Source organism: Corynebacterium bovis DSM 20582 = CIP 54.80 (assembly GCF_030408615.1).
Classification (GTDB): Bacteria; Actinomycetota; Actinomycetes; order Mycobacteriales; family Mycobacteriaceae; genus Corynebacterium; species Corynebacterium bovis.
In genome coordinates, this window is the sequence record NZ_CP047187.1 from 2,443,723 (window position 1) to 2,460,954 (window position 17,232).

13 protein-coding genes are annotated in these 17,232 nt (G+C 62.2%); 6 read left to right on the top strand and 7 right to left on the bottom strand.

The window, feature by feature from the left end:
• Positions 1-710: 710 nt before the first annotated feature.
• The 3 genes from CBOVI_RS09975 to CBOVI_RS09985 all read left to right on the top strand — a co-directional run bounded on the left by CBOVI_RS09975 (position 711) and on the right by CBOVI_RS09985 (position 5,264).
• Complete coding sequence (locus CBOVI_RS09975) at positions 711-1,214, top strand: hypothetical protein (protein WP_010273452.1); 504 nt, start codon at positions 711-713, stop codon at positions 1,212-1,214.
• Positions 1,215-2,517: 1,303 nt separating this feature from the next.
• Positions 2,518-4,128, top strand: a complete 1,611-nt coding sequence (locus CBOVI_RS09980) for an aldehyde dehydrogenase family protein (RefSeq protein ID WP_010273455.1) — start codon at positions 2,518-2,520, stop codon at positions 4,126-4,128.
• A gap of 2 nt (positions 4,129-4,130) precedes the next feature.
• Positions 4,131-5,264 carry an acyl-CoA dehydrogenase family protein gene (locus tag CBOVI_RS09985; RefSeq protein ID WP_083826116.1) on the top strand — a complete coding sequence of 378 codons (1,134 nt, stop codon included), beginning with the start codon at positions 4,131-4,133 and terminating at the stop codon, positions 5,262-5,264.
• A 37-nt stretch (positions 5,265-5,301) separates the two neighbouring features.
• On the opposite strand, the gene CBOVI_RS09990 is transcribed toward CBOVI_RS09985, so the two are convergent.
• On the bottom strand, positions 5,302-5,496 hold the full coding sequence (locus CBOVI_RS09990; RefSeq protein WP_237698746.1) for a hypothetical protein: 195 nt from the start codon (positions 5,494-5,496) through the stop codon (positions 5,302-5,304).
• On the opposite strand from CBOVI_RS09990, the gene CBOVI_RS09995 reads away from it, so the two are divergent.
• The 3 genes from CBOVI_RS09995 (at position 5,422) to CBOVI_RS10840 (ending at position 8,312) form a co-directional block, all read left to right on the top strand.
• On the top strand, positions 5,422-6,510 hold the full coding sequence (locus CBOVI_RS09995) for an aspartate aminotransferase family protein (RefSeq protein WP_237698744.1): 1,089 nt from the start codon (positions 5,422-5,424) through the stop codon (positions 6,508-6,510). The genes CBOVI_RS09990 and CBOVI_RS09995 overlap by 75 nt on opposite strands.
• Positions 6,511-7,141: 631 nt before the next feature.
• Positions 7,142-7,756: a WS/DGAT domain-containing protein gene (locus CBOVI_RS10000; RefSeq protein WP_157998207.1), complete on the top strand. Its 615-nt coding sequence runs from the start codon at positions 7,142-7,144 to the stop codon at positions 7,754-7,756.
• A gap of 10 nt (positions 7,757-7,766) precedes the next feature.
• Positions 7,767-8,312 (top strand): flavin reductase family protein, encoded by a 546-nt coding sequence (locus CBOVI_RS10840; RefSeq protein ID WP_010273465.1) that lies wholly within the window; start codon positions 7,767-7,769, stop codon positions 8,310-8,312.
• A 1,974-nt stretch (positions 8,313-10,286) separates the two neighbouring features.
• On the opposite strand, the gene CBOVI_RS10005 is transcribed toward CBOVI_RS10840, so the two are convergent.
• The 6 genes from CBOVI_RS10005 to CBOVI_RS10030 form a co-directional block, all read right to left on the bottom strand.
• Entirely contained in the window at positions 10,287-11,558 is a 1,272-nt protein-coding gene (locus CBOVI_RS10005; protein WP_043363162.1) for a glycoside hydrolase family 25 protein, read from the bottom strand.
• 66 nt (positions 11,559-11,624) lie between these two features.
• Positions 11,625-12,947 carry a PrsW family intramembrane metalloprotease gene (locus tag CBOVI_RS10010; RefSeq protein WP_010273469.1) on the bottom strand — a complete coding sequence of 441 codons (1,323 nt, stop codon included), beginning with the start codon at positions 12,945-12,947 and terminating at the stop codon, positions 11,625-11,627.
• A complete protein-coding gene (locus tag CBOVI_RS10015; protein ID WP_183273668.1) occupies positions 12,934-13,854 on the bottom strand; it encodes a hypothetical protein in 921 nt (306 codons plus the stop codon). The genes CBOVI_RS10010 and CBOVI_RS10015 overlap by 14 nt, the downstream gene beginning before the upstream one ends.
• Positions 13,851-15,905 (bottom strand): M13 family metallopeptidase, encoded by a 2,055-nt coding sequence (locus tag CBOVI_RS10020; RefSeq protein ID WP_125186132.1) that lies wholly within the window; start codon positions 15,903-15,905, stop codon positions 13,851-13,853. The genes CBOVI_RS10015 and CBOVI_RS10020 overlap by 4 nt, the downstream gene beginning before the upstream one ends.
• A gap of 155 nt (positions 15,906-16,060) precedes the next feature.
• Positions 16,061-16,882, bottom strand: coding sequence for a VOC family protein (locus CBOVI_RS10025; protein WP_029157989.1), 822 nt, complete (start codon positions 16,880-16,882; stop codon positions 16,061-16,063).
• The gene (locus tag CBOVI_RS10030; RefSeq protein ID WP_029157988.1) at positions 16,882-17,208 is read right to left on the bottom strand and encodes an RNA-binding S4 domain-containing protein; all 327 of its coding nucleotides are present in this window, start codon (positions 17,206-17,208) and stop codon (positions 16,882-16,884) included. Before CBOVI_RS10030 ends, CBOVI_RS10025 begins: the two co-directional genes overlap by 1 nt.
• Positions 17,209-17,232: the final 24 nt, after the last annotated feature.

Sequence of the window (17,232 nt, forward strand, 5' to 3'; positions counted from 1 at the left end):
GTGCACGCTTGCACGATATAGCAAAGACTATTGATCAACTTCCGGCGATGACGAAAGGACTGACATGACTGAACAAGCCCCTGAACTTAGTAGAAGGAGGCGCCCCCGCGTCGCTCCGCGGCCCCTGGCGGTCTACGGGGCTGACTCGGGAGAGGTGTCGGCTCCATTGGCAGCGAACCGGCCCCAAGCCTGGCGCCAGCGACTGAAGTGGTAGACGAACCGGTGGTTCAGCTAAAATCTAGGATTTCCTTTTCATACAAGTAGAAACTCTCTCGTTTGAGCACGAACCGAAGGCAGCCCATCAGACCTCTCGTTGAACAGGCGCTGGAACCAACATACAGACGAGAAGGACACTAGATATCCTACGCGCCACCGTGGTTGAATTCACGGACTAGCGTGCTCGTGCGAGATACCATCCCTTCGTTAGTCTTGCTTGTGGTCACGGTTTCACACACTTCCTCCGGCCAGAAGCATGATAGTTACTAGCTTGAGGTCTATTGAGGTCTAAACCCTTCTCGGCAAGGAATAGGCAGGACAGCTGAACCAAGGATACGTAGCCAGCCGTAGGAGGCCATCAGAACCCGCTCCTAGCGGGCGGGTCGCGGGGAGGCTGCGTGACCTCACCGTCACGGGTGACGAAACAGCCGCTGGCCGGGATATGAGCCAGCTGTCTGCCAGATCGCCGGTATCGCCTACCGACAATTCGACTAATGGACAAGAACCGGCGTGATCACCGCCAGTATCACCCCCGCCGCCGGTTCCGGGTCCGGCAAGCTCTACGGCTTCCGCGGCACATCCGCATGATGAAGATGATCGCATTCCCGTTTGAGACCGGCCTGTCGCTGAAGGCGGTACGCACCGCTCTGAACACGCTGACAGACCTCGGTGTCGGCGACCAGGGTTCCACCTCACTGTTCGGCGACGGAACTACCATCAACCACTGCCGGACCTACGACGAGATCATCGACCTCCTCGCAGCAGGCCGGGAAGTCTTCAGCGTCGCCGTTCCCGTCCTCATCCAGAACCACCTCACCACCACAAGCACACCAAACCCCACACAACAGCGACCGCAACGTGAGCGCAGCGGGGCAGGGCGGCTACAGCTAGCATCACGCGGCGCAAGGAGGAGCCTTCGACTGCACCTCTATCCGCCAGACAGACCACGGCCCCGTACAAGAGATTCATTGTACCGACCGACTGTGCCAACGTTGTAATAGTCTGGCATGCACCGTAGGTGGCGTTGATGCACGGGTGTTAACTGCATGGTTCCTGGCGGCGGGGTCCTCCCTGCTTGTCCATGGCAGGTACACCCCGTATGAGCGCAAGTTATCAACAGCCCCGGTGTGACGCCGCACGCATACCCCGTATCTGTTGGCGACCTGCTCGCCGGCGACGAGTGCATCTGTTCGATACCGCAGCACCCTGATTGGCTACCTAAGCTACCAGCGATCCGGTGGAATCCAGCCTCCGTACGATAGTACGACTGGCCCACCAGGAGTCCGTGTTGCCGGCATAAGAGCGAGGCAGGTGGGGCTTCGCCGCGGCTACGCAAGAGTTGACGGGAATACACTAGGAGGAAGCATAGGATAGCCCTGCTCCCGCACAGACACACAGAGGACGAAGAGCTCGCAGTGGAGGAACAGGGCGTCCGATCAATCTGCCCCCCGTAGCAAACCAACTACAGCGCACAACGCTCTCTCAGGCCGTCGGAACTACCTACCGACAGCGCAACTACTGGGCTCACCTCAGCCAACAACATCGCGATCTTCGGGCCGGACCCGCGGCTTGCACAGCTGTCAGGGACAGCCGAACTCTAGATCTACTGGTGGGAGTCAGCCATCTACGGCGCGGCGTAGTCTGCCCTGGTCACTAGTTGCACGCAACTATTCGCTTCTGCCATCTAGCCGCGGCGATATCAGGATTGCCAACACCGCGCCTGCCAGCACAAATTATCAAAGGTAGACCAGGAACATCTCACATGATCGAATTCGCGTGCTGCACTCCTAGTGCTGGCCGTAGCAGTGATCTGGACGGCGGGCATTTCGACGCGATCGAGGATCACCTGACGTTCCCTTTGCATCAGGGGTACCAAATGGGGGTACTGGAGTCACTCCATCATACAACATCTCCATACGCATATACGTGATCGACGTACCTTAAAGTACGCATGCCCCGAAGGTCGGAACGCCCAACCCCGTTGACCTCACATATCTCTATCGTCTCAATTGCGCAGCCGGGCAACGAAGTGATGCGATCATTACCCTAGCATGATATCTATCTGTGAGGTTTCTACCTGCGCCGGGCCCACGTTTAAACTACTACAATGCAATCATTATATTAATTTCGTGATATACAACCGCGACCAGCCGACCCGAAAAAAATGTCGCGCGGACGGACAGGCTTGCCTAGAAGTGGTAGCGTGAGCATTACATCGCCGATTCCCATTCAGCAATCACGCCACCACGCTCGGTTTTGCTATCGAACTCATTTTACACTGGAAGGGACTATCTTAAAAAGATGCTCATCGATAGAATTGCTTCGCGCATAGCCGGGAAGGACTGTCAGCACGACGAATGGGTCACGGTGCTGGATTCGTCAGTACATCTAAGTGACCCGAAGTGTGCTCAAACTTTGCTCCAGAAGGCAGGAGAGCCGGCGACCGTACGCGACGACCCGCGTGTTACGACCCAGGTTGGCATTACTACTAAGGAGCAGATGGAACTGGCGCTCAGTATGGCACATACCGCTCAACCACGGTGGGAGCAGATGGGGATGAACGCTAGGCGTACCATCATCGAAGCGGTGCGACAGGCCATTATTTCTGAATTCGATACATTTATTGAACTAGTTTGCCGTGAAGGGCATCCACGAAGCCTAGCAGAGTGGGAGTTGCAGGGCGCCTTATCGATGACAAGTCCTGAGAGTGTGGATACTGCCTGTCACTTCATGAAACACCAAGTAGTAGTAGATGGTCGAGAGATCACTGTTCAGCGGCGTAGCGATGGCGTGGTGGGCTTCCATCCGCCTAAGAATGCTCCCGCATCGAGCTCCATGCTAGGCCTACTTGTTCTCCTTGCCGGGAACGCAGTAGTGATGAAGGCGCCAAGGAGCCATCCTGCAGCTGTTTCTTGGTTGTGGTCAACCATCATCGAACCCACCCTGAGAGAACACGGTGCATCAGAGGGCTTAGTCGCAGTTACCTGCGGAAGACCAGATGAAATACTGAAGCAATGGGTCGATAGTAAGTATTGCAATGACATCTTCTATATAGGAGGCTCTCAATACGGATTTGAATGGGAACGCCGTGCCATCGCAGCAGGAAAGAAGCCGGTCCTCGAGCTAGAGGGAAATGATCATTTGATTGTTACCGGGACCGCGGATGTTAATGCGGCGGCAGAGTCGGCGAACGAATGTTTCTACGGATCTGGTCAGATATGCATGGTACCGAAAAATGTGTGGGTCGAGGAATCTATCGCGTCGGAATTCATCGAATGTCTGAAGAACCTTGCAGGCGAGCTCTCTCCCGGACCGGTCACCGCTCCCGGCAATAGGCTATCTCCGGTATTGAGGGCTGACGAGATGTTTGAGGTCATGGCAGACGCCGTCGATGCAGGAAGTAGCGTCGTGACCGGCGGGTACCGTGTCAACATCGATAACGTTCGCGACGAGAATAAAATCTTTGTCAGACCTACGGTACTGTCCATCGAAGACATCCAAATCGCCGAAGGTCTGAGATGTATTGAAGAAGAGACGTTCTTCCCTCTTCTGCAAGTGGTCACATACCATAAGCGGGAGCTAGACCGTGTACTTCAGATAGTAAATACATCTGCCCACGGCTTGCGGGCGTCGATCTGGAGTGATGATGACCATGAGATCAAACGCTTCGTTGAAACAGTATCTAACTGCGGAATTCTTAAAATCAACGACAGCCATACTGGAATGACTAAGGGAATGCCTACACATGGGGGCACTGGCGTGACCGGAGGGGCGTTCGGTGAGTTAAATATGCCCATGGTTCGAACATCACATGCGCAGGCCGTTGTGAACGCTACGGGTGCAAACCGCAACGGATCGAGTTCAGGAGCGGACTACATTACCTACCTCGAGCGAGAAGGGAACGGTCGTTAGAGATGAAGCAGTTGGATTATGTCCGCGGATTTTGTGAAGCAGAGTTCCCGGGAAGCATTTCGGCGATCGAAAGTGGAGAAGTAAACGGCGCCGTCCCGAAGGACGTCGCCGACCATATGCGACGCACTGGGCTTCCCGGGGCCCTCGTACCGGCGTCTAGTGGTGGTCGTGGCTTGAGCGCAGTTCAAGCTCTCCGCATCGCAGTTGGGCTTGGTTCAGCATCTGCCTCGGTAGCGGTCGCTTTCGCCATGCATGGCTTTTCTGTAGCGACTGTCGCCTCTCTTGAAGAAGATGAGTCCCGAGGTACATTGAAGCGTGTTGCTACAGAGAACCTATTGATGTGCAGTGCATTTTCCGAGGGGCGCCACGGCCAATCGCTGCGTCAGCCTAGCGTTGCTGCAGTACGCTCCAAAGACGGATATTGGCTTCTTAATGGAAGCAAGAAGCCGTGCACGTTAGCTGAAAACTGCGACATTGTTACTGCGGGGATCGGCGTTGAATCAGACAGTTCCCAAGCATTACATCAGCTCGCGTTTGCGGTATTCGATCGTGACGGTGATGGGATTAGTTCCCGACCATTCTGGGGCAATGACGTTATTCAAGGGGCTGGCAGTGATGAGCTAGTTTTCAGAAACGTCAAGGTGAGCGACCGGGATATATATCTGATCGATTCCCAAACTGCAAAGAGTGACCGTCTAGATATTTTGGGAACCGCCTGGTTCACGCTCGTTCTCATCGGAGGCTACGCCGGCGTCGCCTTGGCAACAATCGAGCAATTGTACAGGTTAGGGCGAGGGAAGACGGAATCCCGGGCTGCTGCGCTTGCCGCCGCGGCGGGCGATATCGAATCCGTCCTATTGGCGTCTGAGACGATATCGCAGAGCATAGACACACGTATTGGGTACGATACACTGTATTCCATACTGCAAACTAGGTACACGTTAGAGAGGACGCTAACGAGGCACCGACAGGAGCTCGAACGACTGGCCGGAGGGTCGGAATTTATCCGCCCCTCGACGTTAACAACCCGAACTCGCAGCACGCAAGCGCTCCAGTTCCACCCACCGTTTTGGCGAGACCAATTTTCCGAAATTAACAGGTTCAGAGAGGAGGGGAAGACCTTTGGCTTCCTCTGACAGAGTCGTAACTGATAACGAAGCTCGATTGGCAGATCTATGCCGACGTCACACCAGCACAGACCGAGCAGAAATGACGGAGCTGTGGGGTGTGGGATACGAACATCATGTCGAAGGTGAATGGATCGTCTCCACCAATGGTCGGCGATTCCTTAACATGGCTGGGTATGGTACCCAACTGCTGGGCACTCAAAATCATGACGTTATCGATCGGGTGGTTGAGCAGATCCACCGCCAGTCATTGTCGTGCCGCAGTATGGAATCCGAAGTCACTGTAGAAGCTGCCGAAATGTTGGCTAAGCTGTCTCCGCAGGGCCTCGACAAGGTATTCTTTACTAATTCCGGCGCAGAAGCTGTTGAAGCGGCGATCAAGTTCGCGCGCGCAGCCGGATATAAGCGGTTTGTCGTAGCAGCGGATGGATATCATGGCAAGTCAATTGGGGCACTGAGCGTAACTGGTCGAGACTACTACCAGGAGCCTTTTCGTCCGCTAATGCCTGGAGTCCAACGGGTTCCGTTTAATGATATCGAAGCTCTATCACGTGTAGTAAGCGACGACGTAGCTGTCATTCTAGAGCCAGTGCAGGGCGAAGCTGGTGTTGTCATTCCGGATTCGGGCTATCTTGCCGCGGTTCGGCAGCTGTGCGACCAAACCGGAGCGTTGCTGATTGTCGACGAGATTCAGACTGGGCTCGGACGATGTGGCTGCATGTGGAGGTCTGCACCTGTAGTGCCCGACATCCTCCTCACCGGGAAGACTCTGTCTGGGGGCGTGATTCCGGTCGCCGCCGTGGTCACTTCGGCGGAGCTCTACGAGCCGTTCGACCGAGATCTGTTCCTGCATGCGTCAACGTTCGGAGGGTCTCCAGTTGCATGCAGCGCCGTCCTCGCGACACTGGAAAAGCTTGTGGCCGATGATGTTCCCGACCGTTCTCTCAGGCTGGGAGAACAGCTAGAGAGGATTTTCCGCGAGATCACCCAGTCTGGCAAAGACGGTGCGAGCAGTGGACGGTACCCGCACCTAACAAGTGTGAGAGGGGAGGGTAGTCTGTGGGCGATGGAGTTTATCGATGAAACTGCTGCAGGAGCATTTTATTCTGCTCTTGTTCATCATGGCGTAGTAGCGAATCATTCGCTAAACGCAAGTAACATCGTTCGTTTCACGCCAAGTGCATACATTGGCGAAAGGGAGCTCATGCATTTTCGATCTGCACTTAAGAACGCGCTGGAGGCATCAAATGCGTAATATGTTGAGAGATTTACGTCACAAACCGTGGGGCGTGCCAGGTGCTTTTTTGACATACGGCCAGGCCTATCCGAAGTCAGCTCCATGGATTGGCGCCGTAGCGACCTTCAAAGGTCCAAAGCCAACGCCGGAAGAAATTATCAGCGACTTGGGAGGCAAGGCACAAGACCTATCCGTTCTACGTGCGGAATTGGTCGAAACAGAGCGGGGCACACAGCGCTGGGAAGATAGTGACCCGGACCTTAGTCGCTTGGTACTGGATGGCCCGCCCGAGCCACTGACCCAAGAAAAACAAATCGAAAAGATAAACCAGGACCCTCCGAGTGTAGGGGGGCACATGTGGCGCCTCTGGATCCTTAAGTCCGAGCATGTAGGTGACGAGTCGGAATTCGGACTGTATTTCCAAGTACATCACGCACTTCTTGACGGACTGAGCATGTCCCAGTTAGGTGCTGAGGTATTTGGGCCGGAGAGACCTAAGACATTCCCCGGATACCGTTCCTCACTGCCAGAGACGCTATTGGGAGCAGTCCTCACGGTGCTGGATCAAATCGGTATTCCTCCGCGAGGTGCACTTCCAGTGAACGGTAGCGCTGTAAGTACTGAAATAACCCACATCCCACTGGAAACTATGCTGCAAGCAAAGCAAAGTCCAGAGGCGTCGTTAAACGACGTCGCCTTAGCGGCACTTACTGTGACGTTACAGGAGTGTGGCGTAAGGGGCAACGTTGGTGTCGCCGTTCCTGTCAACGTTCGAAAGATCAGTGAGCTGCGTAAACTTGGGAATTATATCTCGACAGCAACTGTCCGAGTCGATTGTGACGGGTCCGACGCAGTAACCCATCTTGCAAGATATAAAGATGCCAGAAGGAAGGGACGCATGTACGCCAAGCGGGGTGCCGCTATGGCAGCACGAGGGGCCCTACATATCATCGCGTCTGTGTCGGGAAGATATTTCCTCGACGGCGCGTTTGCATCGCGGTCGTCGTCGCTCATGTTGTCAAACGTTCCACCTGTGCGTCAGGAACTGTCAGTAATGGGTTGCCCGGCGAAGTGGGTCGCTGCCCTCAACTTTGTACCAAGAACTCACCAGATGGCTCTTACGTTGAGTGGATACCAGGACATGGTAACAGTAACTCTACAGAGACGTATTGAAAGCGGCGGTGATGATAGGTTCAAAGATATGCTTGAAATTTGGAAGGGACAAGTTCTTGAGCTCGCGGCAGGCGGTAGAAAGACTAGTTGAAAGGGTACGAATGGCAACGTCTGCGGGCGCAAACGAGAGGGATGGCGTTCCTCAGCTTAACAAAAGGCAAATTGACTTCATCGAAGTGTTTCGACATAATCCGGCGCGGGTATCGATTGTAGCTTCGCGAGTCGGTGGCCGACCTGTCGGAATAACGATCTCGAGCCTCACCTCGGTGTCTGTAAAGCCACCCCTGTTTGCAATATCGTACTCAAAGGGAGATGGCCAATCAGGCGCAGTGAGGAATGCCTCGCACGTGACAGTAAATCTACTATGTCAAGGTAGTGAAGACTTAGCTAGATCGTTTGCGTCGAGTGACGGTGCTAAGTTTAAAAGCGAACGAGTTAGTTCACGGTGGTCCATCAATGAGTTGGGATTGCCGGTCCTCAAGGAAGCAACGTCAGTGATCGTCGGGCGAAAAACTGATAGCATCGAGGTAGCTGATGCTATGTTGGTGATATACCAAGCCGAAGAAGTAGAGAATCATTCTGAGGAGGCGGAGGGCGTGACAGCCACGACCGCGTTGCTGTATTGTGACGGGAAATTCGCTTCTTAAGCGATAGATGAAGAGGAAGTTCCTTTCTCTAAGAGATGTTTGTCTTCTGTGGTAGGGGGATCTTGACCCACCTGTCACAGGTGACGAAACACCGTCGGTTGGATTTTAAGGGGGCCGCTGGTCTGCCAGATCGCTAGTATCATCTACCGACAGCTAGACTACTGGACATGACCGGCCTGATCGCCACCAATGTCAGCCCCGACTCTGGGTCCTGGACCCGCAGACCCTCAGGCTTCCGCGACGTTCTTGTCATAAATCATCGCCTCACTACTAACGACCGTCCTGCCAATCCCGTGGAAAATATCACGAGCGATGTCACTGCGGTAGCGGCATCTACGGAGCCCACTCAGCCATTGTCCGGTATATGATCTCTATACCGGGCCTTACCCGAAGCCTTGTTTTGGGGTCTAGCATCGTGTGTCTACGTCAACTTCTCCACCGAACTTGGTTACAAATAGCGGTTTTTGCCGTGCGATGGCGTCGTCTCAGGTAGCGCAGAGACTGGAGGTTGGTGGCGACGGTTAGACCTCAGCCAGTTTCTGATCTACAAGGGTATTGAGAGAGTCGACTTCGAATTTAGCGGTCATAGCTGGCTTTCGGGGACGTGACTTTGAGATGCGTACGTTGAATTTTTCGAAGTACAGCACGGCGCTTAGAGGCACCGAGGTATCTCTTCCTGCAGCTTCCAAGTCGTCGATGACCCCCTCCCGGGCGCATTGGAGGAGCCCGTCTTCAGCAGCTCGCCGATCGGCGTCAAAACAGTTCAGGAGCGGACGATCTGCAGCCTAGGCAACGTATTCCTCGTCATCTTTTAACCAGAAGTCCTGATATATGCATCTGTGGCTATCCATAAGGTAGCCCTTTCTTCTGTGTTGTACATTGAGCTTGTCGTTAGCGGTTTAAACCTGGGCGACCTCGTATGTCTTCGCTTTACCGTCGGCGTTCTGGATATTAACCCGGACGTTTCCTGGTCAGGGATTCTTGCGTGTTCTGCATAAGGTTCACGTTCTGCGTCTTTATTCGGCCTAGCGGTGGCGTTTCTTGGAGGTATCGCTGAATCTGATGTTGGCTGGGGATTCTCTTATTCCTGCGATGATGTTCGGCAAGACGTTCCCTTGCGCATATAATGCCGGTTGTGGAGCGGTGGCGTTGTAACTTGTCGGTGAGGGACACCTTGAACCATAGCGCGTCGTACCGGGCATTATCAACTTGCGATTCGCGCAGGTCAGAAGCGAATTCTGTGGCCGCTGGATTACGTGTGGATTGCCAGCTTCAGTAATCCGTGTTATAGTCCCAGCCGATCAAAGGAATTCTGCACGACAAAGGGGAATACGTCGACGCTAAAGATATGATGGGCCCCTCGTGGAGAGTGCTGCGGAACTGTCATACGCCGGACTTACTGTCGAGAAGCGCTGAGGTGTAAAGATGCACATGGTAGCCACCTGTATCTCTATTCTGTTTTCCGTCCTTTGCATACTCTCGTTCGTGTTCCAGTGGAACTTCCCTACGACTGGAATGCTATTTCTAGGGATATCGGTGCTTTTCTCATCTATTGAGCGCCTGCTCCCGAAGCGCCAAAAGTAGGTGTTTCGACCGGTCGACGCCGAGGAGGAGCCATCGTCTGGGGTTGTCTTCGTCGTTGCGTGAGCGCGGCGAACTGGCAGCGCCAGGTCAAAAAACGCGCTGTTTGTGACCCCCAACTGCCGGTAGCCCACGCGGAACGCGTCGACCCCCGCCCGCGGGTCAGCAGGTCGGGGGTCAGCGCGCAGCAGGTCGGGGGTCAGCGCGCAGCAGGTCAGGGCCAGGGTCAGCAGGTCGGGGGTCAGCGTTGCGGTCGGCCAGGGCCCGGCTCACTGCAGGTCACGGGAGTGCGGCGCCCAGCCGGCCAGCATGTCAGGCGGCCCGGGCGGGATCAGCGGCGCAGCTCCCAGCTCCCGGCGCCCGGCGGAGCTCGCCACCCGCGCCCGACCGGGATCAGTTCGCGGAGTTCGCGGCGCCGGCACCGGACGTGGCGGCGTCGAGACCCTCGAGACTCCCCGCGACGGACGCGGCGGCGTCGGAGCCCTCGGTGACCCGGGCGGCCCAGTCGTCCGCGCCGAAGGCCTGCAGGATCCGCAGCACCCCGGCGAGGTCGACGTCCCCGGAGGGGTTCGTGGCACTGCCGACGAGGTCGTTGATGTTCGTCTTCGGGAGGGTGAGCTTCGAGCCGACGACCTGCTTCGCCGCCTCGACGAGCGCGTTCCCGGCCGACCCGGCGAGCCCGGACTCGCGGGCGGACTGGAGGAGCGCGTCCGCCCCGACCTCGCCGCCGAGGAAGCCGAGCAGCTTCACGAGCACGTCGGTGGTGAGCGGGAGGTTGAGCGCGCGGCCGCCGGTGACCTGGGCGACGGTGTGCTCCACGGCGTTCGCGGCGCCGGCCTCGGTGACGGTGGTGTCCTTGAGCGGGGCGAGGGCGTCGGCGGCCGTGCCGACCGGCGAGTTCTTCGACGGCCGTCCGGCGAGCTTCTGGAGCTGCTCGTCGGAGCCGTAGTACTTGTTCATGTCGACGTTGGTGATGACGCCGTCGACCTGGCCGGAGGAGGAGTACTGCCAGAACGTGACCGTGTCCCAGCCGCCGGGGAGGGTGTTCGGCAGGGAGTCGTTGTAGTACGCGAGCCACAGGGGGTACCTGTTGAACTTCGTGGTGTTCCCCATCTGGTGTTCCCAGAAGTACTGGTAGGTGTAGATGATCGGCTCGCGGCCGGTGAGGGTGGTGATCTCGTCGATCCAGTCACCGACCCACTTCTGGAGCTGGGCGGGGCCGAGTCCCCCGTCCTCCTCGAGGTCGAGGGTGGGGGGCAACGACGGCTGCGCGCCCGTGGCGAGGGCGGCGGCGTAGTAGCGGGCCTGGGAGCGGGCGTCGCTGACGCCGGGCTTGGCGTAGTGGTAGCTGCCCGGCGTGACCCCGGCGGCGGTGGCCTTGGCGGAGTCGGTGGAGAAGTACGGGTTGGTGTAGCCGGTGCCCTCGGTGGCCTTGATGAAGGCGAAGGACTGGCCGTCGGCGGCGACGGAGTTCCAGTCGATCGCGGAGGAGCCGGGGTGCTGGTGGCTGGACACGTCGATGCCGTCGAGGGCCCACGAGGGGACCGCGACGACGTCGGTGGCGACGAGCACCGCAACGGTCGCCGCTGTGCCGACGAGAGTCGCTGTGGTGAGGCGCGCAGGGACTGAAGTGCGGGCGCGGCGGCGCCGGGGGAGGAAAGCCATGGGCTCCACCCTACAGCGGAGTCACAGTTTTCACATCTGCAACTTCACAACCTACAGCCCCATGCGTCACGGGAAACCGGAGGTCGGGGGTGGTGTCCCCGGCTGCACCGGTGCGGAGGGCGGGACGTCCCCCTGCGGCTGCACGGGGGACGACGACGCCACGCCCCCCTGCTGCGGCGGGAACCACGACGCCGGCTGCACCCCGTTGACCTGCTGAGATGCAGCTCCGGGCGGCGGCACCGCACCCGACGGGACGAGTTCGTGCATGACGCGCGGAAGGCGTCGGTACACCGTGACCGCCGGGGCGAGACCCGCCCGGTGAGCCACCCCCATCTCCCGGGTGGACTGGACGATGAGGGTGACGAGCACCCCCACCCCCGCGAGGTACACGACGACCAGCAGCACGATCTGCGCGACCGTGTCCGGCACCGCCATGTTCCACAGGAAGTGCACCGCGAAGCCGGTGAGCCCCCAGCCGAGGACCTGGCCGAACCGCCACGCCGTCGACCGGTGCGCCCGGAACAGCGCCTGGCCGACACCGAACCCGGTGATCCCGGCGAAGATGATGTGCAGCCCCGGGCCCGCGACGACGCGCGTCACCCACATGTCCACCGCCCCGCTCAGATCGGAGGTCGGGTCGAGGATCGCCTGGCCGACGGCGTAGAGGGAGTTCTCGTAGAGCTCGAAGCCGAGGCCGACGAGCATCCCCGCGACGATGCCGTGCCACGGGCGGTTCCACCAGGCCCGGCCCACGGACAGCAGCAGCCACACGCCGAGCGCCTTGGAGATCTCCTCCGGCCACGCGCCGCCGAACGACGCCTCCAGCCAGGGCGCGCCCCACTGGACCGCCACGTCGGACGCGGCCTGGCCGACGGTCATCGACCCGAACATCGTCCCGGCCGTCACCCCCCAGACGATCGCCGCGGCCCCCAGGAGCAGCGGCGTCCCGGCCGCGATGCGCAGCCGCATGAGGAGGAACCAGACGACCGCCCCGACGACGACGGAGATCCCCGCCGACAGCAGCAGCGGCCCCGCCCCGAAGGTCACGGGGTTGATGAGGATCGCGAACGCGGCGAGGACCGCGCACACGGCCACGAGGACGATGTAGGCCGCGAGGTGGATGTCCGCGAACGGGCGGAGCGCCGGCCGGACCGGGCGCGGCACCGAGCGGTGGAACGCTCGGGAGGTCTCCGTGACCGCCCAACCGTCGACGACCCGCGTCAGCGGGACGGCCGGCCGGTCCGGGCTCCGGCCCCAGGTCGTGTCGTCGACCGGGGTGTACCCGGTGTCGTACTGCGGGGTGTCCTGCGGGACGCCGTTCACCACGTCGTTCGCCGTGTCGTTCACCGCGCCACCCGCCGCGTCGTTCGCCGTGTCATTCTCCGTCATCGACCGTCACTCCCTCCAAGAGCGTGTTCATGATCACGCGCGCCCCGGCGACGCCGGCGTAGCCGGTGAGGCTCACCGGCACCCGGACCTGGAACGTGTACATCGTGTCCCCGCCCTGCGGGATGTAGGACCGGGCGAGCAGGATCCGCTCGTCCACGTCCGCGCCGCCGGTGGTCCCGGCCGCCCCGGACCCCACGGCCCGCGCGGTGCCGGGGACGGCGGCGCCCGGCACGGCCGCCGGTCCACCGGGGGCCCCGCCGGGCAGCCCGGGGCCGCCGGGGGCGTCGCCCGGGTCGAGGTCGGACCCGGCGGTCAGGATGAGCACCGGCCGGGTCTCCCACACGGCGTCGACGGCCCCGTCGAGCGACGGGTCGGCGCGGACGGCGTCCGCGGACACGTCCTGCACCGGGACCTCCGCGAAGGCGTCCCGCGACCGCCCGACCGCGCGCAGCGCCCGGCGCGTCGCACCGGCCGGGTCGTCCACCCCGGACATCGTCGTGAGGTCGAGGTCCACGCCCCCGCACTCGGCGGTGACGACCCCGGGCATGGGGGTGTCACGCGGCAGGGTGCAGAGGTCGTCGAGCGCGTCGAGGGTGAGGGGGGTCGGCCCGGGGTCCAGGCCCTGCGCGGTCATCGCCTCGGAGAACGACGGGTACGTCTCCGGCACCGGCCCGTTCGCGGCCCGGACGGCCACGGGGACGAGCAACGCCGCGAGCACGCCCGCGGTGAGCAGCAGCGCGTTCCGCGTGCGGTGGGCGCCGACGGGCGCCGGCCGGTACCGGCCCTCGGGGTCGGCGACAGGCGGCACCGGCGGCACCGGCGGCACGGCCGCCTGCGGTGCACCCGGCTGGCCCGGGGACACGGGCCGGGCACCGTCCCCGGCGGGCGGCGGCTCGGCCGCCCTCACCAGATCCTCACCCGGTCGGCCTCGTCGAGCCACATGCCGTCGCCCTCGTGCACGTCGAAGGCCTCGTGGAACTCCGCGACGTTCCGGCACACCACGTTGCAGCGGAACTCCGCCGGGGAGTGCGGGTCGACGGACGCGTACTGCGCCGACATCTGCGGCCGGATCGCGGTCTGCCACACCCGCGCCCACCGCAGGAAGAGGCGCTGGAGCGCGGTGAAGTCCCCGTCGAGACCCTCGACCGGGGCCGTGGGCGCGGACTCGACCGTCTCCCCCTGCTCGGCGAGGTACCGCCGCAGGGCCACGACCGCGATCCCCAGTCCGCCGAGGTCACCGATGTTCTCCCCGAGGGTGAACCGGCCGTTGACCCGGTGCTCGGTGATCCCGCGCTGCGCGAGGCCCGTCGGCACAAGCCCGTCGTACTGCTCGACGAGCCGGTCGGTGAGGGCGCTGAACGCCTCCCGGTCCTCGTCGGTCCACCACGAGTTGAGGTTGCCGTGGCCGTCGTACTTCGACCCCTGGTCGTCGAACCCGTGCCCGATCTCGTGCCCGATGACCGCGCCGATCGCGCCGAAGTTGCCGGCCATGTCCGCCTCCGGGTCGAAGAACGGCGGGCGGAGGATCGCGGCGGGGAACGTGATGTCGTTCTTCACCGGGTTGTAGAAGGCGTTGACGGTCTGCGGGGTCGTGAACCACAGCTCGTCGTCGCTCGGCCGGCCGAGCTTGCCGACCTCGTGGGCGTGGTTGAACTCCGACCCGCGGCGCACGTTCGCCACGAGGTCCGCGCCCCCCGGCCCGAACTCCAGCCCGCTGAAGTCCCGCCACCGCTCCGGGTAGCCGATCTTCGCGCGGAACAGGGACAGCTTCTCCAGCGCCCGGTCGCGCGTCGCCGGGGTCATCCACGGCAGGGAGGAGATCCGCTCCTCGTACGCCTCGAGCAGGTGGCGGACCAGCTCCTCCATCCGCTCCTTGTGAGCCGGCGGGAAGTGCTCGTCGACGAACACGCGGCCGACGTCCTCGCCGACCTGGCCCTCGATGAGCCCCAGCGCGCGCTTCCACCGCGCCCGCTGCTCGGTCGACCCCATGAGCGTCCGGCCGTAGAAGTCGAAGGTGCGCTGCCCGAACCGCTCCGGGAGGAGCCCCGCCCGGCTCCGCAGCACGTGCCAGTAGGCCCACAGCTTCCACGTGTCGAGGTCGTGGGAGCCGTCGGTGGCCATCGTCGCGACGTGCTCGAGGTAGGAGGGTTGGGACACGACGACGCGACGTCCCCCCTCCGAGTCCGGGTCGATGCGCACGGCGCGGAGCCACTCGACGAAGGGGAACCCGGTCGGCAGGTCCGCCGGGTCGGTGAGGTTGTACGTCTTCTCCGCGTCCCGGCTGGCGACGTTGTCCCAGTGGCCGGACGCGAGGGCGGTCTCGAACGCGACGACCGCGTCGGCGGCGTCACCGCTGGTCGCGGACGCCCACCGGCCGGGCCGGGGCAGGTCCTCCGCGAGGTCGAACATGTCCCGGATGAGCTCCCGGTACGCCACGCGCGTCTCGGCGTGCTGGTCCTGGCGGTAGTAGGCCTCGTCCGGCAGGCCGAGCCCGGACTGGACGATGTACGCCCGCTCCACGTCCGACCCGGAGTCCTTCTCCACCCAGAACCCGACGACCCCGCCGACGCCGTGGACGTCGAGCTCACCGAGCGCCCGCGCGAACCCGGTCATGTCCGTCGCCCCCCGGACGCCCGCGAGGTCCTCCTCGAGCACCTCCGGGCCGGCGGCGTCAATCCCCTCCGTGTCCATGAAGGAGCGGTACAGGGCCCCGATGCGGGTGTCCGGGTCCGCGGCCTCCACGATCGCGCGGACGTCCGCCTCCGCGCGGTCCCGCAGCTGGTGGAACGTGCCGTCCACGCCGCGGTCGGCGGGGATGGCGTGGGTGGCGATCCAGTCGCCGTTGACGTGGCGGTAGAGGTCCTCCGCCGGGCCGGGGACCGGGCCCGTCGCCGCCTCGGTGATGTCGTCCGGGAGGTCGGTCCCGGCCGGGGGTGTGCTCGCTGCAGTGTCAGACATGCCCCCACCTTAGACACCCGTCGGGCGGCGGCGGGCCCGGCCCGGGAACGCCGCCGGGCACGGGTCACCGGGGGTGGTCACGTGCGGGTGCACGGGTGGGGGCGGGGGTGTCGGGCGCGGGCGCGCGACGCGGGGCGCCGGCGGCGACGGGCGCGTCAGGACAGGCCGGCGCGCCGCAGCTCCTCCGCGGCGAGGATGTCCGGCTCGTGGCCGGTCTCCGGCTCCGGCTCCGCGACCTCGCAGATGTTGAGCAGTGCGCCGCCCGGGTCGACGATCGTCGCCAGCCGGCCGAGTTCCGTCGTCGAGGGCTGGCGGACGACCTTCCCGCCGAGCTTGTGCACGCGCTTCGCCGCCCGGTCGACGTCCGCGACGCCGAGGTAGAGCGTCCACATGCTGGGGTTCTCGTCGAGTTCGGAGGTGTCCCACATGCCGCACAGCGGGGAGCCGTCGATCTCGCCCGTCGCGTAGCGGAGGCGCTCCGAGTCGTTGCGCTTCCTGATGTCCCAGCCGGCGAAGGCGTGGTAGAACGCGAGCGTCTCGTCGTACTTCTCCCCCACCAGCAGCTCGTGCCAGACCGGGGTGCCGGGCTCACCGGCGGCGAAGAAGTTCTCCGCCGCCTCCGGGTCCTTGAGGCCGACGGTCGCGCCCGAGGGGTCGACGAGCACCGCCATGCGGCCCCGCCGCCCGACGTCCCGGGGCGGGAGCACGGACGTCGCGCCGATCTCCACGGCCCGGGCGTACGCGTCCTCGATGTCCGGGGTGTAGAGCATCAGCCCCCAGATCGACGTGTTGTCCTCCGCGACCTGGCCGATGCCCGCGACCGGCATCCCCTGTTTGCGGGCGACGGTGTACCCGTCGCACAGCGTCTCGAACTCCCAGTCGAAGAGTTCGGCGTAGAAGTGCTTGGCCTTGCCCAGGTCAGTCGTCGCCAGGTCGATCCACACCGGCATTCCGGGTTCCGCCACCAGAGCTGGCATCAGAGATTCCTCCACTTTTCCGGGTCGAAGTCATCGTCGGCGGTGTTCTCGTCGAACACGTCATCATCCTCGGTTTCCCCACGGAGGGCAACCCGTGCGACCGCGGCCTCCGGGCCGTCGACGTCGTGGAGGACGGCCACCCGGTCCCCGTCGCCGAGCTGGCGGCCACGCCGGGTGTCCACCGCGCCGTTGACCGTCACCCGCCCCCCGGCGACGAGTTCCTTCGCCGTGCCTCCGGTCTCGACGAGACCCGCCAGCTTGATGAACTGTCCGAGTCTGATCCCGCCGCCCGTGACGGGCACCTCAGGTGCATCCGGTGTGTGCATGAGGTCAGTGTACGGCGGGCCGGG